A 23,378-nucleotide genomic window follows, 5' to 3' on the forward strand; every position below is an offset into this window, starting at 1 on the left:
GCCGCCTTAATTCAGCGCCATTCCGTTATGTCTATCGGTTCTACATCGGTCAGTTATCTCATCGCCCCTCAAACCCAGCTAATCTGCTCAAACCGGGCCGGGTTGAGCCGGGTATAGCGCACCGTGTGCTCAATGCTCCGATGCCCCAGCCACTCCTGAATCAGCCGAGTATCGAGCCCCTGGTTAGCCAAGTGGTAGCCGCAGGCATGACGCAGCATGTGGGCATGGGCCGGTAGCGGCAACTCCGCCAATTCACCGCACCGCTCCACAATCCGTGCGATCGCCGCCCGAGTAATCGGGCCACCGCGCTCATTGGGGAACAGGTAAGGGCTATCGGGGTAGGCTGCCCGCAGAGCCACCAGCGCCGCCACCTCATCCGCCTGCAACGGATGGTTACCCGGCTCACTGCCCTTGAGCCGGTGAATCACCACCCGCCGCTCCGCCAGCATAACTGCATCCCAGCGCATTTTGGCCGCCTCAGTGGCCCGCAGACCATGGCGAAACATAATCAGCAGCAGCGCCGAGTCGCGAACGCGATGCCGCCCCCGCCCCTGGGCCACCTCGATCAACCGAGTCACCTCATCGAGGGTCAAATACTCGCGACTGCGATAGTCACTGTTCAGCCCCCGGCGCACCGGCAAATTTTCGTTCTCAGGCCGACGCTGGTACCGCTTCATCAGGGTTCTGCACTAACTGTTCGCATAATACCCCAATTGCGAACAGTCACTGCACCCCAAACCCGCATTCTGCCGTTAACCGAGGCTAGCCACTCAAAAGATGCAGTGCTATTGAGAATGATGCCGCCTTATTGCTAGTGCCTAAGGCGGAGTGATCCGAGGCGATCGCACTGTGGGGACGTAGTCATAAATGCGAAAGCGATCGCGGAGGCGCGATCGCTTCTACATAGCTCACTAGCAGAACAGGCCAGCGCTGGGTTAGGTGCATCGCAAAAAGGTGTTTACCTCTAAGTTCTACATGCTGTGATAGATCGTTCGGAGATGAGAGATAGCTCTTTCCTTCCGCTTGCGTAAGGCAGTGATCGAGAGAGTGCCGTACCCTCTTTCTACCCAAATCTTTTGAATTTCGTCCCAGGAGAGGTCCTGAACCGTTTTAAATGAGAGCAGTAATTGCTCCTCGGAGGAGAGCTCTTGAAAAGCTTTGCGAATTTTGAGCATCTCATCTGTCAAAAACTCCTCATTAATTTCCTCTGTAGGTGCTAGCAGCTCCAAAAGAGATTCATCAGCGCTGGTGTTTCGGCTATGCTTTCTGCTCAGCTCTCGTATGTACCTCAAAGATACAGATCGAATCCAAGCATAGTGGTTGGTAATTTCCCGACCCTGGAGAATCTTATCAACCGTCCTAGTGTATACCTCCTGCAATATGGCAACCTCGTCATATAGTTGATGGAGCCTGTATTGATACAGCCTCCCACGGATAAAAGGGAAAATCGAACGTGCTGACGAACTTTCCTTGCTGACAATCTCCTCAAATGTCTCGTTGAATTTGGCGAACTGACGTGCAATATGCTCATCAGTGAACTTCCTCGATAGTTCAGCAGCTTCAGCATCCATAACAATGGGGGCCTCCATGGGATTACTGCCAGGCTCTATGTTAGAAGGACAGATCTCAGCGTTGGTATCTAAGCTCTGATCTTGAGAAGATATGTCTTGCCCTTCCATGAACTCTTGCTCGGAGTTTATCTTTACCTCGTGATTATGTGGTTGATTGTGTTGGGTCATGGTAGTGCGTAGGACATAAAGGTGCTTGGGTGAGAGACAGTGTGGACTTGCGCGCTCGTTGAAAATCAATGATTGGGCTTAGTATTTGTGACATAGCCTAAGTACGAACCCGAACGGTGGCTCTTGGAATATCTCTGCAACCTAAAAGGCCCTAAAACCAAATCTTTTAGAGGAAAGTAGTTTAAATCACATAATTTTGGGATACACAGATCTAGTTTACTTGAACTACTTTTTGCGGTAAATCTAGGAAAGCTCTGATTTATTCAGGGAAGTTTTGGAAAAACCTGTCACATATCCGGTTCTGCAACATTGTCTATTGAGTGTGACGCAAGTAGTCTTCCGAGAGCTACCCTTGCTAACCTCCTACTGCTGTGATTAACTACCTACCAAGGAATATGAGGATGCCTAGTAATCTTCTGGAATCCATACTAGATGCCACAACTGAAGCGGTCAGCCAGATGGCAATAGACTATGGGCAGCTTATTTCATTGCCAGAACTCACAGAAGCTCAAGAAGATCGACTTCAAGAAATATTGGATCATGCTTGTAATGATGGAGCACTCAGCTTTTGGATCAGTGAGATAGATCATGTCATAGGGCATCAGATGGGATTACTTAATCCTGACTGCCGGAAGGACTATGAAAACAAAAAAGCTCTCCTGAAAGAATACTTCACGGAATTGATGGAGAGTAGTTCTTCTGGAAAAAGTCCTGAAGAAATAAGATCTTTTCTTATGCGCTATTCGAAAAGCAGGAGTAACCCTGACTTCCCTGATTTACTATCATCTCAAGAAAGGCCTAATAAATTTGACCACAGCGATCAACCTCGATCAAGTCGAAGCGTTTATTGAATGCGCCCAAACCATCGAGTAATTCAGTCGGTTTAATTGTCCTAAATAGGATCTGACTGCATTTTCCCTCTGACTGCTAGCTGTGAATTGGTTAGCAGGGCATTGTAGTCCAATTTCTGCTGGGATAGCGGGAGGTGAAAGAATAACTAAAGGTCTTCTGGACGAGTAACTTAGAGTGTATCGTTGTGGGTTGAATAAAGAGAAGGAAGACTATAAGAAAAATCACTAGACTTCCTTCTCTTTTTATCCACGAAACGAGATATTTGCTTAAATCATAATGATCAAGGCAAGAAGCGTCAGCACGAAACTCAGAAACATAGAGTAAATAGTCACAAGAGCAATATCTTCATTCTCTTGTTGGCCAATTTTCTCTAGACTAATGAGCAGACTTTGGAAAAGTTTGATCATAGTTACGTCCAATTAAAGTAAATGATAGCCGGTTGAGATTTGCAAAATCTTGATCGGCTTCATTTGTCTATGAAAAATTATTCAAAAAGGTGACATAAGTAATCTGATGTGGTAAGTCACATCAAATGCAACAGAATCATTGTTATGTAGAGCGGTCAATAAGAGGGGGTTTTGAAATGGTTAGTAATTTAGATAAAGGATATTTAGGTAATGAGTTATATCCTTTTAATCGGCTAAGTCTAGCAAAAGTCGATGTGTCTATAGAACCTATCGGTGGAGGTAGAGTTTGCTATCAAGGGTCTGTGTGGCCTGCTCAATCCACTCGTAACCTGACAATCGAGAAAGACAAATTTGTCCTAGTTACTGGGACTTCTGGAATCACATTATTGGTTGAGCCTTATAGCTAAAGGGAATTACCTATGCCAAGAGCACCGCCGTGCTAGTTAGCCTTCTTATTTTGGAATTCTGACTTATGCCAAGAGCACCACCGTCTTGCTCAAATTTTAAATAAAACAAAACCTGTGGCATCTCTATGGATCCACAGGTTTTGTTTTACTAAAAAGTGTATTAAAAAACACTGTTGGCTGACATGGGCATTAAGAAAAATTACTTTTTTGACGTCAAAACGCCATGCTTTACCTCATGTAGATATGGATTTGTCTTACAATTTTATACAGGTGCATCTCCGAGATGACACTCCATAGGTCATATGATCAGTACTGAATAGGTAGCTGCTAGGGCATGCGTATTCAAGGGGTGTCAGTCAACGATCACGCAGTAGTCCAAGTGGGCCGTACTCTACCGTACTGCTCACTTTTTTTGCTCTGTTGGCAAACCCCAGCAGTTGCTACATTGTTGTCTAGTACGCCTCCATTTTCAAGTGGTTACAGCATGTTTATTAAATAAACACTGACACTTGAAGAGTGAATTATGAGCCATCTCTATACTAACGATAGTATGAGGGATATGGTATTACCCTCTAGGGTCAGAAAGTAAAATAATCAATCACCTTTCAAGCGGGCGAAATCTGTTCTAGAAGCGATTGAATTCTCTCGGTAAATTCAGATAGGCGATCGCCCCAGCCCGCGATCGCACTACCGCCCCACCCTCAGCTAGAACAATTATTCCAGCGAAAATCTCAGGGCATGCCAGCCTAGAGGGCGCTACCTGTCTCAGGGCAGCTGCGGAGGAATTGGGTATAGACCACGGCGTAGCCCTCCTGAACCATCTGGAGGTTAACGTTCTGGCCATTGGCGTAGACCTCGACGATCGTGCGCCCATAGCGATCGCGGTCGGCCTCTCTAAACTAAATCGTTGAGTTTCTGGGAGAGTTAATCCTTATCGTGTCGCCATCGCCCACAGAAACGACTGTGACAGAGGGAAAACTGACGTTAGCTATTGTGGTGGCAACTGCGCCGGTGCCGGTGGCCTGGGGCACCTCGACGGCGGTGGAGCAGGCCGCTAAGGTAGCCAGGGCCAGAGGTGAGAGCAGTTGCCAGCGTCTAGACAGATGGTGCTACCTACTTGGTCTATTTCCTTAAGAGTGCCTTAATTGACCCGGTAAGTTGCGATCGCAAAAGACTGACCTCGGGCGATCGCATCCCTCCCCCAGAAAGAGACGCCTGATCTAAATAAAGAATGCTTGAGTAAGTGAGTAATCACTTGAGTAAGTACTTACTCAAGTGATTGAGTAAGTGTTGCAGTAGTTGAGCGGGTAGCCTATCCTTGCGGTACTCACGGGTAGAAAGCCATGATTATTAGCCTCACCCAGTACAAGGGCGGTGTGGGCAAGACGACCAGTGCTATCTGTCTGGCCACCCTGCTCAGCAACGATGCTAAGACCCTATTGATTGATTCAGATCCCAACCGCAGCGCCACTCTCTGGGCGCGTAAGGGGTTGTTGCCCTTTGATGTTTGTAGCGACTCAGAAGCCCCCAAGCGGTTGATGAGTGGTCAGTATAAGCACACCGTCATTGATACCCCGGCCCGGCCCGCTGCCGACGACGTCAAGGCGATCGCGCAAGGGGCCGATATTCTCATCCTGCCGACGACCCCTGACCCCCTGAGCCTATCGGCCCTGGTGCAGATTGCCACAGAGCTGCCGAAGGGAACTAACTATCGCTGTCTGGTTACGCTGTCGCCACCGGCCCCCCAGACGGATGGAGCTGATGCGATCGCAGCATTGCAGCGCCATGGGCTACCTGTCTTTGATCGCCCTATCCGTCGCTATAAGGCATATATCAAGGCGGCTGATGCTGGGGTGGTGGTGAAGCAAGCGCCTGGTGGTGGGGTGGCCTGGCGCGACTGGGAAGAAGTCTGGAAGGAGTTGGGTAATGGCTGAAAAGTGGGATGACATTTTTAGTGCTGCCAAGAAGCAACCGGCTGAGGAAGAGCCTACGGTAGCGGCTCCTCCACCGAAGGCTAAAGCGCCAACCCCTCAGCCTCAGACCTCAGCCTCGCCCTGGGCTGATCTGGAGCCAGCGGCCAAGGAACCGACTGTTCGGCTGAATGTGGACATCCCGATCAGCCTCAATGATTTGCTGGCCGCAAAGGCCCGCAAGCTGCGAAAGCCCAAGACTGAGCTGGTTCGGAGCTTACTTGAGTGGGCACTTGAGGATTCAGTTGAGTAGGAACTTGAGTGATTGAGTGAGTTGTTGAGTAAGTAATTGAGTGAATGGTGAAGCCCTGGGCTATGGGGAAATGCTTGGGGCAGGAGTGGTGGAACTGGACTAGAGCAGCTCACTATCCAGGGCCGATTGGGACAATCCAGTTCAAGGAATCGCCCCAACAGGTAAATCATCTTCTTTTGTGAGAATAAACTCCTGGCCTGCCTCGACAATCACCACGTAGGCACCAAATTCATTCCAACCCTGAATGCAGTGCAGCAGGGTAGCCCCACTGTGCCGATCTGGGTCAACAATGTGCCCATACTTGTCGTGGGGAATCGTCAAAACCTTGAATGAGATGGCCCCCTTCAGGGCAGCATCAGTTGACTCAATCAGTGGCAAGCCATGCCCATCAACGGAGTGGACATCAAGGGTGACGATCGCGCTCCCAAGTATTTCTATTGCGCTCTTTTCCTGACTCTTTGGCTTAACTGAGATTCTAATCACTGGGTTCCTCTCTCAATTTTTTGGTTTTGTCCCGAAACCTTTGCACCGTTACTATCGCCCCCCTTCATGACTCATGCCATGGGAAAATGCTTGGCAAATTTAGCCTGTGTAGCCTGAATAGCGATGTCATGGTCCTGCTGGATATCATCGAGGTCAAGTAGTCCCACCATTTTCTCGCAGTAGGCGATCGCCTCCAGGCCCACCAACTCCGGCACATAGTTTCGAGCAATTTTGTTTAGTAGCCATAGCGGCCCCGTAAGTCTTCTCTGATTCATAGCACAGGGGGATAATTTGACCGACACGATAGTCAGTCAGAGTAACCCAGTTTCTGGCTACACCCATCCCCCAGCGATCGCACAGACCCACCGCTCAAGCTGCTATCACTGGAGATCAGGCGGCTATGGCCAGTGCAGCCTGCCAAAGGTCGGCGTAAACCGGCTTAATTGCCTGCCGCAGCTGGTGGAAAGCAGTAGCCCCTGCTTGCCTGGCCGCTGTAATTAGGTCAGCGAGGTCAAGAATATCCGGAGAAACTCCCAATTGGTCTGGGGGGGCGGTTACAGATTTGTTAAATTGTTCCTCTAACAAATCTGTAACGCGGCTAGATGCCTTGGTCTGCAAAGCGTCCAGCGCTGTGGCCCTGGCCTCGACCAGCGCTTGCCACAGCGGCGGAGCAGTGACGGTGTAGGACCATTGCCGCTTGCGACCCACCTTGCGATAGGTTGAGCGGGTCAAGGTCAGGCCAAACTTGCGCAGAATTTTATGGGCAACCGCCTGGTCGCTGTGGTCGTCGGTAGCGACGATCCGTAGGTAGCGGTAGAGGTCGTCACCGACGGCCCGCGCCATCGCCCCGAGCCGTCGGATGAGAGGACATCCTGGTGAGGTGTGACCGCTGGCTAGGATCTGCTCACACAGGGGCCGCATCGGGGCCAGAATCGCCAGCTTGGCTCCGTAGTCGGGGAGTAGGCTAATTGAGCGCAGGCGCTGGGCTAGGATAACCGCCACCTCATCGGCTGCTTTGCCCTGGAGGATGTCAGCAGCACCACACTCTGCCCAGAGAGCAGCGCCGGGGCCGATGGGGCCGTGGGTCTGTTCGCCGTTTTCGTAATGCCGGGGGGCAAACCAGGCCTGATACCAGATTTCTGAGTTATCCCAGTCGATGCCGGGGAATTTCTCCAGGGTGCTGAGTTTGCGCAGGATGCCGCGATCGCGGTAGGTCGCCTCGGCATCGTCGCGCTTGGCCTTGGCCCACTCGGGGGTGTGTAGTGTGGGATCAATGGCCAGGCCCGCATGGAACTGAGCCCGCTGCTGGGCCAGGGTTTCCCGGTAGGTGGCGCGGATGGCTTGGGTGACCTCATCGGGGGCTAATTCCCACGGGATAACGGTATGACCGGCCCGCTCTAGCATGAGAGTCAAGGCCTGGCCGGGGATGACTTTTTGAGCCCAGGCCCGTTCCCACCGCGCCGCTAGATAGTCGTCGATCGCGGCTTGCTCTGGGCAAGTGGAAGCTGGTGCAAACCCGTGAGCCGCCCATTGACTCAGCTCATGGTTAATCTCAGCCAGAGCGCTGGCCTTTTGGGGCTTTTCCCACCGGCTGGGGGTGATAAAGGCAGGCACCCACACATAGCGAGGGCAGGGTCGCCGGTAGCGGCCCAGCATTTGATAAATCACCTCTACCGGGAAACCGGGGGCGTAACCGTAGATGGCATCGAACCAGTAGCGCTCAATGGATAGACCGGTTTGAGCGGATTGGGTGGTGATGAGCAGCTGCACCTGTTGCCGTTCTAGCTCGGAGTCGGGGTCACTGAAAAAGGGATCAAAGGCCCCCGCCTCGTTAGTCTCTCCGGTGATCAGCATTCCCTCAATGCCGTTGTCTTTGGCCCAGAGTGCCCAGGCCGTTGCCTCGTCGAGGGAGGTGGAAACCAACCACACCCGCTCACCCCGTCTAAGCTGGGCCATCATCTGGCCAAACATCTGGTCGGGGCTACCGCCGGTGGCCAAGTGCACATCCCAGGGGGCGATCGCCCCCTGGTGGCGAATGACGGCCAGGCGCTTACCGGATACCCGCTCAACAAAATCTAGAGTGGGTTGGTCTAAGCCAGATTCTGCAATGTGCAGCTCCTTAGAGCCCCGCATCTGGTTAATGAGTTGCCCCATAGTGTCGGCGTAGCGCCCCTTGAGGGTACCCCCGGTGCAGGCCTCGGTTAGGGTGGCCATGACCTCATCGACGACAACAACAGTGCTCTGGGGGATGTGCTGGCCCGCCCGTGGGAGGGAGTTGGGGCACAGCACCAGGCCGCCCTTATCTCGGGCCATTGCGCCGAGGGCCTGGTTACTGTCTTTGTCGGTGGCAAATTCATGAATGTGGACCAGCTCGTGCTTTTCAGCCGCTTGCTGCCCTAGGGAGTTACGGGGCTCTAGCTCAATGGTGAAGCCGCCCGCTGCCCGAGTCGGTGCCACGATGTCGTGCCCGATGGCGGTGGTTTTGCCCGCTCCTAGGCCGGCGTCGATGGCGTACCCGTCGATGCCGGGGGGCAGCGGGGGTAGCTCGGGCAGGAAGCCGCCGGAGGTTTCGCGGTGGGCCTGGGGCAGGGGCTGGTTGAGAATGGCGATCGCCCGCGCAACGGTCTGTTGCCGCCGCAAGACTTTGATGTCTTTGGCGCGTTGCCGCTTGATCTTAGCGGGGGTGGCCAGGGCTTGAAATTCGTCCCAGGGGAACAGTATCGCCGCCTGGTACTGTGCTGGGGTGATTTCGTCTACGTCGCCGTGCGCTTTCTCCCACTGTCCCCACCAGCGCACCGATAGGGGAATGCTCCAGGACTCCAGCAGCGCCGCCAGGCGGCTGTAGGCTCCCATCACATGGGGGTTAGCGATCGCCCCGCTGTCGGCATTGAGCACCACTTGCTGGCAACCCAGGGCATCGAGCGCCGCCCTGAGTTGCTGGGGGCTTGATGCCCAATGGCCACCCGCTGCCCCAATCCAGACCCCGCCGTGGCGGGCTGCTGATAGTGCAGGCTTAAAAAACCCCTCGCCCAGGTTGACCACGCCCGCCGCTGGTGAACCGTAGACACCGAGGGGCAGCTCACCATTGGGTAGTTGTACCGGGGACTGGTCGGCATGGCTGGCCCAGAAATAGCCGCCCTGGGGATTTTTGATCTGAGCCCCAATGATCTCACCGCTGGCGTTGGGAATGGCGATCGCCCAACCTTGTACCCGAGGCCAGAGCTGCCCCGCCACGATGCCGGGTAACCCTGCCGCATTTTCTGGTGCTGTGGCCCCGCCTTGCCAGCTAAACAGCAGGGAAGCAATGTTTGCTATCTCTGCCTCGGTGATGTGGGGTCGTTGGGCCAGGGCTGCCCGGTGTTCGGGCTGTAGCCCGGCCCAGTCTATTAGCGCCCGGTAGCCCTTGTTGCGGGCCGCTGGATCCAGGGTGGCGATCGGGGCTTTGGGGGGGATGACGGTGACTCGCAGGGGGCGATCGGCTGATTCACCCTCCCCCCAGGCCCACACCCCAAACCCGTGGGCATCGTCCTTGAGGTAGCGCCACTGGCCGCCGGGGTTGGCCTCGGTGTGGCGACAGAAAACAAAGCCGGTGGACAGGGATTCGCGGCAATCTCGCCGAGCCCCTTCACAGATGGGGCAGCTGCCCCTGAGTGACTTGAAGCTCACAGGGCCACCTCCTCTGCTTGGGTGGCTAGCGGCTGAGCGGCGATGCGCGATCGCCGCCTGACTAGGGCAGCGACCTGGGACGACGCTGGGCCAGAGTAATGAGAGATAGAACTGGAAGGGGTTCGATTTTTAAAGCTTTGGTTTATACCGAAAAGGTTGCTCATGGTTAGACTTGCGGGTCTTAGTCCGCGCCAGCCCGAGCGGTCGCTCACCTGTTCCTCTCTGTTGCCCGCCAGCGCAGGGAGGATGAAAACCAAGCCTCGGTTCCCGGAATGTTCGGGGGTAGGGGCTTAGCTTAGGGATATTGGAGGTAAGCCGCTGCTTGAAGTGGCGCGGGTTTACATTGGTTTGGGAAAAAAATGCTGGGGCTTTCTGCCTCTGGAGGCCAGACCAACCCAACCTAGCCCTGCGGACAGGGTGGTTCTTTGGGCTAAGGGTATTAAGACTGGCGATCGCAAGCAAAAGCATGGAAAACCCCAGGAATTCAGCTTGTTCAGTTCTCCGGGCGCAAGAAAACGGACGCACTATTGCGTCGCTGATCTGTATCAGCTATCCTGTAGGGGAATTTGATTTAGACAAACGAATCCCGTCACGTCCCCATGGCGTGTTCTGGACTGGAGCAAGGCGATAGCAACTTCTTGGCGGGAGAGCTATCGTTTTTGCTTTTTAAAGGGTTCGCTCAGACGGACTCACATAAAAATCACCTCCTGGATTGAGCTAGTTTACAGGATCAATCCAGAGGATGGATCGTTCGGTAATGCCCACGGTTCAGCGCCTAGATCCCGCAATTGCTGCTCTAGTCGGGCCTCTCGCTCCGTTCTGAGGTCTGGCTCCGCCAGGGCATCAACGGCGGCGGCCAGGTCTGCCTGTAAACGTTGGGTTAGCAGAGCATTGCGATCGCTCTCGCTACGCTCCACACCAAAGGCTGCATCAAATCGGCGTTCTAGGGACTCAAGGCCCAGTGCAGCCAGTAGGTTATACGCCTGCTTATTGCCCCGGCTGCACTGATACAGCCAGAAGGCCCAAACTACGTCCAGGGGAACCGCATTGATCCGGGTACCTCCGGTGGCCTGCTGCGAAGATTCGACCTCATTGTCTCAAAACTTTGATCCGTGCTTTCCCCACCCCGCAAGGCTTTGAATGCCTTTGAACGCAAAAAGTTTGATGCGTTCTGAGGGGTGGTGCCGATGCACTCCGCCACCTGGGCTTGGCTCATACAGTAGCTGCCATCAGGCATCTGAAAAGCATCGACCTGCGAGGAGCCGATCGCAACCGTGGCGCGTTTGGCTTTGTCGCCGGTGGTCATGTGTTGCTCCCGTCAAAGCCCGGGCGCTTGCGGGCCTCAAGCGTCACGATCGCCGCTGCCAGGTTTGCAACGGTGCGCACCTCTTGGTCTGCCCACTTCTCAAGAATGGCGTAGACGTCATCTTCTACCGATATTGTTAGCCGCTTAGTCATGCTGGGTGGTTCATTTTGCATGAATTGTAGATCCTCATTTCGGCTTTGACTCATTTATGCTAATGCCTTAAGCGCTTTCTTATGTTAATAGCATAAAATTATGCTATTACTGTAACAGGCGAGTGGAACGTATTGAAACGCAACCGTTCCACCCATCCGCCCAAAGTATTGATTTCAAGCCCTTTAGAACTGACACCTGGAGGTGTAACCAAGTGGAACGTCAGCCGTTATCGATTCGCAAGTTTGCTGAGGTCTGTGGGGTATCCCACACCGAAATCGGTCGCAAGATGACCGCCCTGGGTATTTCAGGCACGCCCCAGGGCAAGGGATTACCCACGCTGCTCAGTCCAGTCGAGCAAGACAAAATTGCCGCTGTGCTGTTTATCCCTGCCGAACCACCTGCTGCGCCTGCGCAGCATGTCGATGTATTAGGCAGCGGCCTCTCGGTCTACACGCCACCGCCGTTGGCTACCCGAGGCGTCAACAGCGAACTCAGCCGCCATCTACAACAGCAGCAGCTCACCCAGGCGCTGGGGGTGTTTAAGGGCAACCAGGCCAGTTTCAGAAACGCTCTGCTAGGGATGGCGGCTGAGTCGGGTCGCCAGTTGGGCCACGAGATGGCCGTTACCGAGATGAACACCGCCCTGGCCACCCACGCGCAACTGCAACAAACCGTGGGAAAGGAGCTGGGCGTCGTTGCGGATACGCCCGATACCGCTGCTGCTGGTTAGGGGTTTTAGCCCTGATAACCGCCGTTTTCATCCTGTTAACGCCGTAACTCTGGTCATAACGCCATGGAAGCCAAATTCACTCCCCCTGCCGTCCCCCTCGAATACCGTCGCGAGGTCGTTGGCGGTGCATCGCCTATCCAAAACATCTACCTAACTCCCGTTCCCTGGTGGCAAAACCGCCGTTACTGGGCTGCTGGTGGCATTGCGGTTGCCGCCCTCTCCGGCATTGCCTTCGCCTTTGCGCAGTCTGGTCGTACCGGGGACGAGGGCACCTATCAAAGCGAACTGCCCGCCCCTAACTATGAGAACGTACTGGCTGCGGCCCAAGACCGGCTCTCGGGCAACTACGAAGACAGCCGTTTGGTGTTGGCCGACGTCGGTCGGTCGGTGCTCAACAATGAGGCTTATCGCTACCGCCAGCAGGCGGAGCAGGACGTTCTAAAGCCCACTGACCCCTGCTACCAGCAGCAGCTCATCTGCCCCCTCAACCGCTACCAGCGCGATGCCCAGGTGATGTTGGACGCCGCCAAGGGCGATCGCGATTGGCGACAGGCGAATGCGGCGCTCTTCAGAGTCGAGGCCGTGGAGGTGGCCCGCTCGATGGCGGCGCTGCCTCAAGACCCACCGACCAACTTGGCTGTGGTGGCGATCGAAAACCTAGTGCAGTACCACGACCGACAACACTCTTTGTCTGAAGAGGTGCAGGCCCATGAAGTTAGAGACTAACCATCTGCTCTATGGCTCCATTGGAGCCGCTGCTCTGGGGCTGTTCTGTGGCCTGCAACGGCCTGCCAGCAACCTTACTCCTGCTGACCTGGAGGCCTTCGCCAATGGGGCTCAGATTCGCTACGAGAAAACCTATCCCTATCTGCCTGCGGCGATTGCCTTTGGAGCTGTGGCCGTCGGTTGTGGGGTGGCCTGGGCGCTGGGTGGGGAGCAGCCTAAGGTAGCGATCGCAGGCCCCCAGTTCGCACCAGAACCCCAGAGCTGGAACGGGCAGGTACCTTTCGCTGGAGCGACCGAGTCCTTTCGGGTGGGCAACCCTGCCGCTATTCTCGCCGCTCGTATGCGGCCTACCTTAATCTCGGCTAACCCTCGGGTCGGCAAAGGGCTCACGGTGGCCCACGCCTACCGCCAAGCCCAGGTGAAGCAGGGCGCGGTGGTGTGGGTGATTCAGCCCAAGTACCACCCCAAGGAGCATGGCTACTGGAAGCAGGCTGACAACGTGCTGGGCTTCATGGCTGATTCTCTGGAATCTAAGGAAGACATCGACGACATCTGCGAGCAGATGCAGAAATTCATCTTTGCCTGGCGGCAGCTGCCCCAGCGGCCCAAGGTGCTGATCATCGACGAGCTGGCGATGATGAAAACGGCGTTCAAGACCTGGTACGACGGGTTCCTCAAGTCGCAGCTCACGATGGAGCTGTCGTCAGGGGAGACGGACGACCGGGCGCTGTGGGCCATTACTCAGTCGTCACTGGTGGGCGATATCGGGGTCAGCGGTGGGATGCGGGCAACGTTTGATTTACTCACCATCCAGACCCCCAGCAGCCAGAGCCATCTGGAGAGCCTGCGGAAGTCCGACACCAGCATTCCGCCGATCGAGGATGAGGTGATTTTTGAGCAATCGTTCTCGCCCAAGCAGGCTGTTTTTTACCACTCAGAGATCAAGGAATGGCTGCCAATGGTGGCCTATGAGGTGCCCGAACTAAGTTCGGCCTCGATAACCGGTAGCATAACTCGCGGTAACCACGGCACAGCAACGGATACAGCCGAATCGGTTATTAGCCGAACCGAGTTTCAAAAGGCCTCCCAGGGGCCAGATCTGCCCCTGATCATCGCGGTAACCAACGCCTTGGCCCAGGGGATGTCCCGCTCCAAGGTGATCAAGGAGGTGTTGGGCTACCAGGGGCACAAGTACCAGGAGGGCTCTGACTTGTTTGACCGTATCAAATCCATCATTGAGGAAAATTCCTAATGGCTAGCTCTAAGAACAATCAACTCGCTAACAGCAACAATGGCCCTGAGATCATCGACGGGCAAATCATCGACATCACGCCTCAGCTCAGCTCACCGGGGCGGGGCAGCGGTGTCCAGCTCGCGCCACGCAACGCCATGCGCTCTAACGTGCAGGATGGCGGCTGGTTTGATGCCACCAGCGGTAAGCGCAAGCCGATCTTTGTCATCACCCCTAGCACGGATCCCTGGAGCATTTTTCCGGTGATTCGCAGCGGCCTAAGCTGTTTGCGGAACCACCCGTTACAGACGATGGGTGGAGCTTTTATCAGCGTGTGGGGCGGGCTGTTTGTACTCTCGGCGGGGCTGAATGTGTTGCAAGGTTCAGCCGTCAAAGCTGGGGGCGACATCTGGAATCCGGTCGTGGCGGGGACTAACTTTGGGGCGATGTTGGTGGTGCCGACGCAGAGCATCACGGGCAGCGCCCACAAGGTTTTGACCGGGGAAGAGCGGGTGGGGCAGCCGATTGAAACACGTCCCTACACCCGCGCGGTGAAGGTTGGGGAGTAGCGATGCTGTTCTGGCGAATCAGAACCCGGTACCTGCTGGCCCTGGCGGTGTTGTTCGTCGGGGCCGCGTTTTTAGACCTCAAGCAGCCGGGGCGGGGGCAGTTCTACAACCCGGTCTATGGGGTGAGGTCGTGGTTCAACGCCCATCAGCCTGCGGCGTGGCAGTTGGTGACTAGGGTGCAGGGCAACGATGCTCGTCTACAAGCCTGTGTGGCGGTGGCCCCTGACCCAGTTGCCCTCGATGCCACCAAGGCGGAGCTGCGCAGGGCGTTGGTGGGGGAGTCAGAGGCGATCGCCCTGGAGTGGTTGGGGCAGCCTGCCTGCGCTTTGGGCAACGGGGTCTACCGCTGGGCCTTAGACAACGGCCTGGCCCTCGATATGACGGTGACGGAGGGGGAGGTGACCCACAGTGAGCTCAACCGTTAAGGACTACAAGCCCCACTGGTCGGAGCTGCCCCCCACCTGGCGCTACGTGATTGGCACGGCGATGCAGGCGGGCGAGCTGGTGCTCAAGCTGGGCTGCGTGGGGGCGATCGCTATCTCGACCTGGGTGATGGTCGATCAGGAGACGAATGAATCCTGGGGGGCAAGGTTCAGGAAGGTCAGCGCTGTGGCCGAGGCGGTGGCTGGGTTCTACGACGATGACTTTAAGGCCCTGATCAGCAAGGGTGATGTGATCGCGGGCTACACCGTCAACTCAGGCTTTGGCCTGCGGATGCACCCCATCCACAATGAGATGCGGATGCACTCGGGTATTGACCTGCCGACGCCGGAGGGGGTGTCGGTTCATGCCATTGGCTATGCGGGGGATCGGGTGTCGGTGCGCTGCTGGAGCGACCCCAAGGGCTATGGCACGGTGGCGGATATGACCAGTTCGGCGTTCCCTGAGATCACCTTCAGGGCGGCTCACCTGTCCCACTGCAAGGGGGGTGAGCACCGAGCCGGGGCAGTGGTGGCGAAGACGGGTAACACCGGAGGCAGCACGGGCGCTCACTTGCATTGGGAGCAGATCCAAGGGGGCGTAGCTCAGGCTCCGCAGAAGGGTTACTTGGTCTGGGCATTGAATGGTCGCAAGCCCAATGAGCGACTGGGGGATACGATTGCGCTCTACCAGGCGATCGTTGCTAAGGAGTCGGGCGGTGACCACACCGCCGTCAACCCTGACACCGGGGCGTTGGGCCTGGGGCAGGTGATGCCGCAGAATCTCAATTGCTCCTGGGACGGCAAGCCCAAGAGCAACTGCGGCTGGGATTACGATGTGCTGGGCCGCGATGTGTCGCCCCAAGAGTTTTTGCAGAACCCTGAGATTCAGCAGCAGATCGTGGGGGCCAAGCTGGAGAGTGCTCTCCAGCGGCAGATTCAGGCGGGACACGATATGAATACGGCGGTGAAGCGGGTGGCGGCGGAGTGGTACTCGGGCAATCCTGAGCTGGCCCACGATACGCGACCCCAGGCGGGCTATGAGTCTATCAAGAACTATGCCGACACTGCGGCGGAGAAGTTTCACCGGCTAAGGCAGCAGAACTTGGAAAAGTAGGCCCTTGGCAGTGGGGACGATAGCAGGGGTAAGCTGTCTAGCGTAAATAGAATTTCACCTCTGCCCCTGGCGATTGCTGGGGGCATTTTGTTGGCTATTGCCGCCGCCACCCATCCCTCACAACCCATCAAAGGAGCCTTGGCCCGTGGGGCAGTGGCAGAGGGGCTATTGCGATAGCCTGTCTCCGAAAATCGCTAAAACGCTTGGTGGGCAGAGTTTAGGCGCAAGCCAGAACGACTAATTGCTGTATTGGCAACCCTTCAACGGAATAATGGAGGTTTCAGCCTCTTAAAACAACGAAAACAGGCCATCTACTACTCAGTTTTCAATGAAAGTCAGTCCCTTGTGAGTCCAGGGGTGTACTACCTAGATCCCTTGTCATATCAGGGAGTAAGCGGTAATTGGTCCGAAATAGCAGCTTCGCTAGTTTAAGGCCATTCACCAGCGCCGCGCGATCAACTTGAAATTCACGAACAGACACCGCTGCGCGGAGTCCGGTGCAATCGTTAGTTAGCCCGCTGTTTTCGGGGGATCCGGCGACTGACCTCGACCAACTTGAAGTTTAAGAAGCGAAAGTGCTCGGTTCGGAGCACCGGCTATCGGGGCTGGCACCTCGCCGACACGAATCGCACCCATTCGCTTTTCGTTGGCTTTTCGTTGCCTGAAGCCTTTGTGCAACAAGCATTACAGAAAGTGTCCTACTTTAACAAGCCACTAAGTAGCCAAGCTGACTGCCTGACAGAAGTGGGTGAAAGGCTTGAAATCTGGTCACGCGAGGGAAAAGGGTGAGGTGACATGAGACGCTGAAATTTGCGTCATTCAGGGTCTGTACCATGTCAGCCACCACCTGTCTCTATGATCAAGTGTTGCCACTACTGCGTCAATATAGCCATCGCCGTGATCTGCGACACCTCAAAGCCTTGGCCTGGATGGTAACCGCACTGGTGTGCAGCGGTAAGTTGAGCCTGCCGGAATGGGAATCGTATGTGCCCAGTCGCGCCCGCCAGGCGCAAAGCACCGAGCGACGGTGGCAGCGTTTTATCAGGAATCGACGAGTACGCGTGAAAAGCGTGTACGTACCCTTGGTGCTGGCCGCCATCCATCAGTGGAAAGGGCGGCGACTCTACTTGGCGCTCGATACCACCGTCTTGTGGAATCGTTACTGCATGATTCACCTATCGGTAACCTGTTGCGGACGCGCGGTGCCGCTACTATGGCGGGTTTTGGAGCATTCAAGTGCCACCGTCAGCACGGACCGATATCTCCCGCTGCTACGCTTAGCCCATCGGCTGTTACAGTCCTATCCCGATGTGATGTTGCTAGCCGACCGAGGGTTTGCCAACCATGACCTGCTGGCCTGGCTGAGCCAGAGCACCTGGCACTATTGCGTGCGGTTACCCAGTGACGTGGTGGTGCATGGCCCCCGCCGTCATCCCCTTGAGGTGGGCTATCTGTGGCCCCCCAAGGGCGAAGCCCGATTCTATGACGGGGTTGGCCTATGGACGGATGGTCGCTGGCGCTGCAACCTTGTTCTGGCCAATGTCAAAGGCGTCAAGGAGCCCTGGGCCGTCATCACCGATGAGCCGCCATCCCTCAATACCCTGTGGCAATATGCCCTGCGGTTTCGGGTCGAAGAACTCTTCCTCGATTCAAAATCCGGGGTCTTTCAGTTGGAAGCCTCCGGCATCCGCTCAGCCCAGGCCCTCGAACGCCTCTACCTCGTTGCGGCCATCGCCATCCTTTATGGCACCACCCAGGGCATGGCCGTTCAACTTGATGGCCTCCGTACTCAGGTTGACCCCCATTGGACACGGGGCATTAGCTATCTCAAAATCGGGCTTCGCTGGCTCAAAGGAGTTGTCAACAAAGAGCGTTCGTTGCTCAAACCCATCGCCCTATTTACCGTTGACCCGGAACCCTGCTTTCCCTCTAAGAAAGCTGAAGCCCGGTACTATGACCGCATCTGGTTCTCTAGAATCCAGTCCTTGCACTGTCAGCTACCACCCTGGGAGGCCGCCTAAAGATGTGTCAGGCAGTCAGGTAGCCAAGTTTAATTAATTGTAAAAAGGGAGTCTGGGGGCTGCGCCCCCAGACATGGGGTTTCATCCCCTCCACCCCCACCCTCATCTTCTATTTGATCGCTCCCACCTACTTACCCTATTTCCAGGACGCTTCAAAGTTTGAATTCAAAAGCACTTACATAAAAATCAAAACACTCTCTATATTAAACAATCTATTGAATAAGGATTTAGGCTAATTTCCTCTGGTTACAGCAACTCTTCATAGTACCTATTTGGGGAGACTATAATCCTCGTTCACATCGTTATTTACTACAAGTAAAAGTAAGCCAAGAACTAAAAAGGGTATTAAAGACAACCATGCTAGCCTTTGGTTATCTGTCGTGAATGAGATCCAGCCAAAAACGAGTGGTCCCATAGTAGCTGCAATTTTGCTTGAAAAGCTACTAAAACCAAAAAATTCACCTAGCTTGTTCATAGGAGTTATATTTGATAAAATTGCCCTACCTATAGCCTGGGTAGATCCTATAACTAAACCCAGCAAGAAAAATACAATATATAGAGATATAAGATTCTTGCTGCTTGCGATCAACAGGATAATTCCTATCCACATTAAAGTTGAGATAATGAGTGCTTTCTTCAAATTCAACTTATCGGCAAGATAACCACTCAGCCAAGTTGCGGGAAAAGCAATAAGCTGAATAGTCAAAGTGGCTATCAATATCTCTTTTGAATTAAACCCAAATGTAGTAGAAAGGTAATTAGCAGTAAAGTATATCGTGGTCATAATCGCTTCAGTGATACAGTAAAAGGCTAATATGAATCGGAATATATGTTTATATTCATGCCACGATCGAAGAGTTTTATTTAATGTTGAGAAAGAGTTTTGGGTGATCTCTTTCCAATCCATTAAATTAAAGGGGGGACTGAGCTTCACCGATGGAAGCAGCAATATGGATGGCAGGGAAAATACTAAATAAAATAGACCTGTAATTAGAAATCCAATCCTAAAACCCAGAGAATCAGCAGGTGATGGATCCTGCGAAAATAGTGAAAATGTTATTATGAGGCTTGCTATCCCTCCCAAGTACCCTAATCCCCATGCAAAACCAGAAATTCTTCCAATTGTAGAACTTTTAGCAATAATAGGTAGATAAGAATCGTATACGAAAAGAACTAAATTATAAGATAAATTTGCTAGAAAGAAGATAAGAATACTAAGAAAAGGAAATTTGTTTGGGACGATTGCCAACGAACAAGTCAACAATACAGTGGCATAGGTAAGTGTAACAAAAATTCTTTTCCTTGATAAGAAGCCATCAGAAATAACACCTAAGAATGGCGATAAAACGGCTGATAAAATGATAGATAAAGAAATAGAAATAGCCCAAGTTAGATCAGCTAAATGAAGATATTCTGCGAATAGAACTTTTTTGAAATAGAGCTGGTAACCTACACCCGTTATAAGAAGAGCGTAGCTTGAGTTAGCAAAATCATAAAATGACCAGGCTAAAACAGTGTACTTTTTATTAGTTAGAGACATTTCTCACTTCTCTCTTAAAATGGTTATTTGAATTTTAAAAGCTTGCTACTATACTTTCTGCAATTTCACTTGCGCCAGAGCTTAGTTTTTTCCAATTTGTTTCACTTTGGAAGCTAAGTTTTTCGAGGGAATTTATTAATTCACCATCAGTGAATTGGGGCATGCAACGACCTAATTGTTGTGTTTGTTCCCAACCTGATTTCCCTACACTATGTGCAATGCCTGTGTGCCTTGTGTAGATGGTCATATTAGCCTGGTCACAGTCAGTAGGAATGATTAATTGAGGTGTTTGAGATGCTGCAAAGGTTCCTACAGTTCCGATTCCACCATGTGAAATAACTGCACGAACTCGCCCTGCCAAAGAAAAGCTACTGATAAATGGCTGTACATCTACTTGATCTGGAACCTTCTCTAATTTGTTAGTTCCACAGCTAACAACCAAGCGAGGAAAAAACTGACGAGCTAAGTGAACAATTTTGGTCAAATCTGTACAGCTTCCTGACCCGAAAGTGATATGACAAGCCTCACGAAGATCCCTTTCCTCCCCTCTAAAAGGCTCCCCAAGAGAAGCATTAATAAAATTAACCAATTGAATATTATCTGCGGGCTGAATGAACAAATTTGGTTGAGGAACAAAAATACGTTCTGTTTCTAAGTATTCTTGATAAGTTGAGTACGGTAAGTTAAGGCTCTTGCTTAAATGACGACGTATAGAATCAACGCAACCGCTTACGAAAAGCTGTTGCGTTGATTCTATAATTTTCGTTTCCGACTCTGTAAACCCTTTGATAGGAATAAGAGGGCTTAAGTAAGGACCATGCATTACTGAAAGATGAGGAATTCCTATCTTAAGGGCTACCTGAGCAGTAAAAATACCAGGCATCCCAATGATTAGATTAGGACGATGGGTTTCTAGTAATTCTAATAAGTTTTTGTTAGACAATAAAATCGCCTTTAAAGTCTCTGATGTTGGATTATTGGGCTCGAAAGAATTGTGAGAAAAATTCCAGCTCAATACATGAAGATTAAAGTTTTCCTTAAGTAGAGAAATAGCTCTGTCAGATGCTGCAAATGAAACTTCAATCCCACGTTTCTCTAATTCCTTAGCAATCGAAATTCCTCGAACCAGATGTCCTAGGGTTTCGCCAATATGAGCGACGATCAAAATCTTCATTTGCTGCTCTCTTTTAAAATGATTTGATTATTAACTTCTTTAGCAAGAGTAATTAGCTGAGACTTGATATTTTTTCCACTTTCCAGCATTCTACATCTAATTTTTTCTGCTTCTATTAGATACCCCTTTGCTTCATTCTTCATGTCTTGGTTGAGATACAGTGATTCTAAGGCTTTGTTAGCTGCCAAAACATGTTCATAGTGTTTCTGTTTTTTTGCATACTCTAGGCAGGCGTTAAAATTTTCAAAAGCTTGAATATAGTTCCTTTCTTTCTGATAACATTTACCAACACAGATCAATGTTACACATTCTACATGTTTATCTCTAGCTTTTTTGGACACTTCTAATAATGAGCCAATATTAGAAATGCCAGAGTAATCTTTCGACAGCAATAAATCTAATTCAATTAGACCTACTGTGGAGAAAAGTTGGTAACGCTTATCATCATTATTCTTAGCAACTTTATAGGACTGTTCATAGGCTTCTCTAGCCTTAGTAAAATCTTCAAGCTTTGCATACTGACGGGCTTGATTGTATAAAATTATTCCTTCTTTAATAATGTCAGCATTCTCTTTGCCAAGAGGGGCTAGTGCAGCTGTATAAAAAAGAAGCGCTTCGCTAAATAACTCTAGCTGTTCACACAGTCGTCCTAAATACTGGAGAGATCTAAATTGAGTATCATTATAAAAATTTTTTCTTGAAATATTAAGGGCTTTCACAAGGTTTTTAAATGAATTCTCGTAATCTATTAAATGCTGTTCTATACAACCAATTGTAAAAATGGTCTGTGCTTCGTGTTCTTTATCTTCATGGGACTTATGAGAAAGTTTTTCTAAGTTCCAAAGCTGAAGTTGTTTGATAACAGGGTAATTAACTCCTTGGGAATAGTAGTAAATAGATATTGCTCGGTTAAGATTGAAACCCTTATTGCTAAATTTGTTTAGGTCACCAAAGTTCTTCTCAAGTTCAGTGACAATGTAATCAATTTGAGATAGCTTATTCAATCTCTCTAGTTTTGGAAGTAGGTCGGTTAAGATATCGACTGCTTCTTTCTCAGCCTGTGCTTGACATGCATAGAAAAAAGCTTTGATATAAAGCTCCAGCTCATTGGTAGCTTTCCATAATGAAATAAAGTACAAGCAAGCTTTTGAACTTTCCTCACGATATTTTTCTTCATTGACCTTTAAAGAACGTCTAGCTTCCTGTTCAATGAACGGATGTATCTCATAAAAGATTTGATCATTGACAGTATAGAAACTGATAAGGTTTTTGCTTCTAAGGGATAAGATAATTCCTTCTTTCAAATCATCCCGCATAGAATCCATCATAGTTTTCATTTGACTATGAGTGACTGGAAATATCTGAGTTGCGCGCAAAGATAGTCTTTGTAAAATAGTTTTTTCACCATCATTAATCAATCCAAAAATACTAGAAAGGCGGTTTTCAATGTCTTTTTCGGACATTTCCAAAATTGAGTCGCCAATTCCAAGATTTAGTAAATCACTTAGGAATGCCTTAATGGGCTGATGCTTATGAGCTATCACTCCTGCTAGTAAACGAATAGAAAGAGGATGACCTTTAGTAGCTGAGTACAGTAACTTTGATGCAGGCAAAAGCTCTGTATGTAGTGACTCTTTGTGTTCCTTATCTTCAGCTAGAAGAGACTCTAAAAGTGCAATTGTTTCAGATTCTCTTAAGCCTTCCTTTAAGTTAATCTCCTCAAAGAGCCCAAACGGAATATCTTTTATCTCAACTCGGCTTATTAATACAATCTTGCTGCAATGCTCTAACTCCGAGAATTTTCTAAAGAAATTTGAGTAGTTTGTATCAATGAATCTACCTAAATTCGGCTGAGACTCCTCGATCATATTTTCAACATTGTCCAGCACCAAAAATGTAGGATGCTTAATTAAGTGATCTAGAAGATAGTTTAAGGAGTTTCTGTTTATTTGCTTTATTCCTTGTGAATCAACTGCATCATTTAATAGTTCTTTAGACAAGGATTCAGTTAATAATTCACATGCATTTACACCTTCAGAGCGAGATTCTAAAATCTTCCATAGATATCCTTCAAACCTTGATTTGTCTTGCAAGGTTTTTTGTACGAAATGACTTACGTATGCTGATTTCCCTACACCAGGAATTCCAGTGACAACAATTACTTTTATATTGGATCTAAGAACAAGTTCTTCGAGCCTCTTAAGTTGTTTTTTTCGACTTCTATCTATCCATCCTTGTGTAGTAGGTATCCCCCTTCTAAAAAAACTTAATGTCTTTTCCACTACTTTCTCAGAAGGGATTACTTGTGGCTTTTCTTCAATAGTAGAATCATTTTTCAAGTAGATGTTTTTCAAATCAAGAAGTTGAGCACGTCTGTCCGTTTTTCTTTTAGTTTTGGCCTCAATACCAAATTTATTAGCAATATTACTAACTTGTCGCCTGACGTTAATCTCCGTCGTGCGCCTAATCTCAGCTATCTCTGCATCTTTCTTATCTTCCCAAAGTAATTCGAGCACCTCTTTCTCAGTTTTGGTAAGGCCCTTGCTCTTAGATATTTCTGTAAGGTTCATGATGCTCTCCTAAGCATGCTCAAAAATCACAAAACTGGCTAAAAT

The 23,378-nt window shown here is 51.3% G+C and carries 23 protein-coding genes and 1 pseudogene; 11 read left to right on the plus strand and 13 right to left on the minus strand.

Going from position 1 to position 23,378, the window contains the following annotated elements; all coding sequences use genetic code 11:
• Positions 1-68: 68 nt before the first annotated feature.
• Both RRF56_RS02265 and RRF56_RS02270 read right to left on the minus strand, forming a co-directional pair.
• Entirely contained in the window at positions 69-677 is a 609-nt protein-coding gene (locus tag RRF56_RS02265) for a tyrosine-type recombinase/integrase (RefSeq protein ID WP_317033801.1), read from the minus strand.
• Positions 678-971: 294 nt separating this feature from the next.
• Positions 972-1,739 (minus strand): sigma-70 family RNA polymerase sigma factor, encoded by a 768-nt coding sequence (locus tag RRF56_RS02270; protein ID WP_317033802.1) that lies wholly within the window; start codon positions 1,737-1,739, stop codon positions 972-974.
• A gap of 401 nt (positions 1,740-2,140) precedes the next feature.
• Here RRF56_RS02270 and RRF56_RS02275 point away from each other — a divergent pair, with 401 nt between their 5' ends.
• Positions 2,141-2,590 (plus strand): hypothetical protein, encoded by a 450-nt coding sequence (locus tag RRF56_RS02275; protein ID WP_317033803.1) that lies wholly within the window; start codon positions 2,141-2,143, stop codon positions 2,588-2,590.
• A 584-nt stretch (positions 2,591-3,174) separates the two neighbouring features.
• The gene (locus RRF56_RS26285) at positions 3,175-3,405 is read left to right on the plus strand and encodes an NfeD family protein (RefSeq protein WP_410510486.1); all 231 of its coding nucleotides are present in this window, start codon (positions 3,175-3,177) and stop codon (positions 3,403-3,405) included.
• 746 nt (positions 3,406-4,151) lie between these two features.
• On the opposite strand, the pseudogene RRF56_RS02280 reads toward RRF56_RS26285, so the two are convergent.
• A pseudogene (locus RRF56_RS02280) lies at positions 4,152-4,286 on the minus strand (thermonuclease family protein); the annotation flags it as partial.
• A 462-nt stretch (positions 4,287-4,748) separates the two neighbouring features.
• On the opposite strand from RRF56_RS02280, the gene RRF56_RS02285 reads away from it, so the two are divergent.
• Together RRF56_RS02285 and RRF56_RS02290 are read left to right on the plus strand one after the other, a co-directional pair.
• Positions 4,749-5,339, plus strand: a complete 591-nt coding sequence (locus RRF56_RS02285; RefSeq protein WP_317033804.1) for a ParA family protein — start codon at positions 4,749-4,751, stop codon at positions 5,337-5,339.
• On the plus strand, positions 5,332-5,628 hold the full coding sequence (locus RRF56_RS02290; RefSeq protein ID WP_317033805.1) for a hypothetical protein: 297 nt from the start codon (positions 5,332-5,334) through the stop codon (positions 5,626-5,628). Before RRF56_RS02285 ends, RRF56_RS02290 begins: the two co-directional genes overlap by 8 nt.
• Positions 5,629-5,769: 141 nt before the next feature.
• Here the strand turns inward: RRF56_RS02290 and RRF56_RS02295 are convergent, their stop codons facing one another.
• The 7 genes from RRF56_RS02295 to RRF56_RS02325 form a co-directional block, all read right to left on the minus strand.
• Positions 5,770-5,949: a hypothetical protein gene (locus tag RRF56_RS02295; RefSeq protein WP_317033806.1), complete on the minus strand. Its 180-nt coding sequence runs from the start codon at positions 5,947-5,949 to the stop codon at positions 5,770-5,772.
• A 233-nt stretch (positions 5,950-6,182) separates the two neighbouring features.
• On the minus strand, positions 6,183-6,386 hold the full coding sequence (locus RRF56_RS02300) for a hypothetical protein (protein WP_317033807.1): 204 nt from the start codon (positions 6,384-6,386) through the stop codon (positions 6,183-6,185).
• A 115-nt stretch (positions 6,387-6,501) separates the two neighbouring features.
• Entirely contained in the window at positions 6,502-9,777 is a 3,276-nt protein-coding gene (locus RRF56_RS02305) for a hypothetical protein (RefSeq protein WP_317033808.1), read from the minus strand.
• The gene (locus tag RRF56_RS02310; protein WP_317033776.1) at positions 9,774-9,941 is read right to left on the minus strand and encodes a hypothetical protein; all 168 of its coding nucleotides are present in this window, start codon (positions 9,939-9,941) and stop codon (positions 9,774-9,776) included. The genes RRF56_RS02305 and RRF56_RS02310 overlap by 4 nt, the downstream gene beginning before the upstream one ends.
• Before the next feature lie 558 nt (positions 9,942-10,499).
• Positions 10,500-10,694: a hypothetical protein gene (locus RRF56_RS02315; RefSeq protein WP_317033777.1), complete on the minus strand. Its 195-nt coding sequence runs from the start codon at positions 10,692-10,694 to the stop codon at positions 10,500-10,502.
• 110 nt (positions 10,695-10,804) lie between these two features.
• A complete protein-coding gene (locus RRF56_RS02320) occupies positions 10,805-11,083 on the minus strand; it encodes a hypothetical protein (protein WP_317033778.1) in 279 nt (92 codons plus the stop codon).
• On the minus strand, positions 11,080-11,256 hold the full coding sequence (locus tag RRF56_RS02325) for a ribbon-helix-helix domain-containing protein (RefSeq protein WP_317033779.1): 177 nt from the start codon (positions 11,254-11,256) through the stop codon (positions 11,080-11,082). The genes RRF56_RS02320 and RRF56_RS02325 overlap by 4 nt, the downstream gene beginning before the upstream one ends.
• Before the next feature lie 191 nt (positions 11,257-11,447).
• On the opposite strand from RRF56_RS02325, the gene RRF56_RS02330 reads away from it, so the two are divergent.
• From RRF56_RS02330 to RRF56_RS02360, 7 genes are all read left to right on the plus strand, one after another.
• Entirely contained in the window at positions 11,448-11,966 is a 519-nt protein-coding gene (locus RRF56_RS02330) for a hypothetical protein (protein ID WP_317033780.1), read from the plus strand.
• Positions 11,967-12,029: 63 nt separating this feature from the next.
• Entirely contained in the window at positions 12,030-12,692 is a 663-nt protein-coding gene (locus RRF56_RS02335) for a hypothetical protein (RefSeq protein ID WP_073611166.1), read from the plus strand.
• On the plus strand, positions 12,676-13,944 hold the full coding sequence (locus RRF56_RS02340; RefSeq protein WP_317033781.1) for a hypothetical protein: 1,269 nt from the start codon (positions 12,676-12,678) through the stop codon (positions 13,942-13,944). The genes RRF56_RS02335 and RRF56_RS02340 overlap by 17 nt, the downstream gene beginning before the upstream one ends.
• The gene (locus RRF56_RS02345) at positions 13,944-14,492 is read left to right on the plus strand and encodes a hypothetical protein (RefSeq protein ID WP_317033782.1); all 549 of its coding nucleotides are present in this window, start codon (positions 13,944-13,946) and stop codon (positions 14,490-14,492) included. The genes RRF56_RS02340 and RRF56_RS02345 overlap by 1 nt, the downstream gene beginning before the upstream one ends.
• A 2-nt stretch (positions 14,493-14,494) precedes the next feature.
• The gene (locus tag RRF56_RS02350; RefSeq protein ID WP_317033783.1) at positions 14,495-14,917 is read left to right on the plus strand and encodes a hypothetical protein; all 423 of its coding nucleotides are present in this window, start codon (positions 14,495-14,497) and stop codon (positions 14,915-14,917) included.
• Entirely contained in the window at positions 14,901-16,028 is a 1,128-nt protein-coding gene (locus tag RRF56_RS02355; RefSeq protein WP_317033784.1) for a peptidoglycan DD-metalloendopeptidase family protein, read from the plus strand. Before RRF56_RS02350 ends, RRF56_RS02355 begins: the two co-directional genes overlap by 17 nt.
• Before the next feature lie 833 nt (positions 16,029-16,861).
• Positions 16,862-18,049: a transposase gene (locus tag RRF56_RS02360; protein ID WP_317033785.1), complete on the plus strand. Its 1,188-nt coding sequence runs from the start codon at positions 16,862-16,864 to the stop codon at positions 18,047-18,049.
• Positions 18,050-18,317: 268 nt separating this feature from the next.
• Here RRF56_RS02360 and RRF56_RS02365 read toward each other — a convergent pair whose 3' ends face one another.
• The 3 genes from RRF56_RS02365 to RRF56_RS02375 are packed head-to-tail and all read right to left on the minus strand — an operon-like array spanning position 18,318 to position 23,333.
• Complete coding sequence (locus tag RRF56_RS02365) at positions 18,318-19,589, minus strand: MFS transporter (RefSeq protein ID WP_317033786.1); 1,272 nt, start codon at positions 19,587-19,589, stop codon at positions 18,318-18,320.
• Positions 19,590-19,623: 34 nt separating this feature from the next.
• A complete protein-coding gene (locus RRF56_RS02370; protein WP_317033787.1) occupies positions 19,624-20,763 on the minus strand; it encodes a hypothetical protein in 1,140 nt (379 codons plus the stop codon).
• Positions 20,760-23,333: an NB-ARC domain-containing protein gene (locus RRF56_RS02375; protein ID WP_317033788.1), complete on the minus strand. Its 2,574-nt coding sequence runs from the start codon at positions 23,331-23,333 to the stop codon at positions 20,760-20,762. The genes RRF56_RS02370 and RRF56_RS02375 overlap by 4 nt, the downstream gene beginning before the upstream one ends.
• Positions 23,334-23,378: the final 45 nt, after the last annotated feature.

Origin of the sequence: Nodosilinea sp. E11 (genome assembly GCF_032813545.1) — a bacterium.
In the GTDB taxonomy this organism is placed as follows: Bacteria; Cyanobacteriota; Cyanobacteriia; order Phormidesmidales; family Phormidesmidaceae; genus Nodosilinea.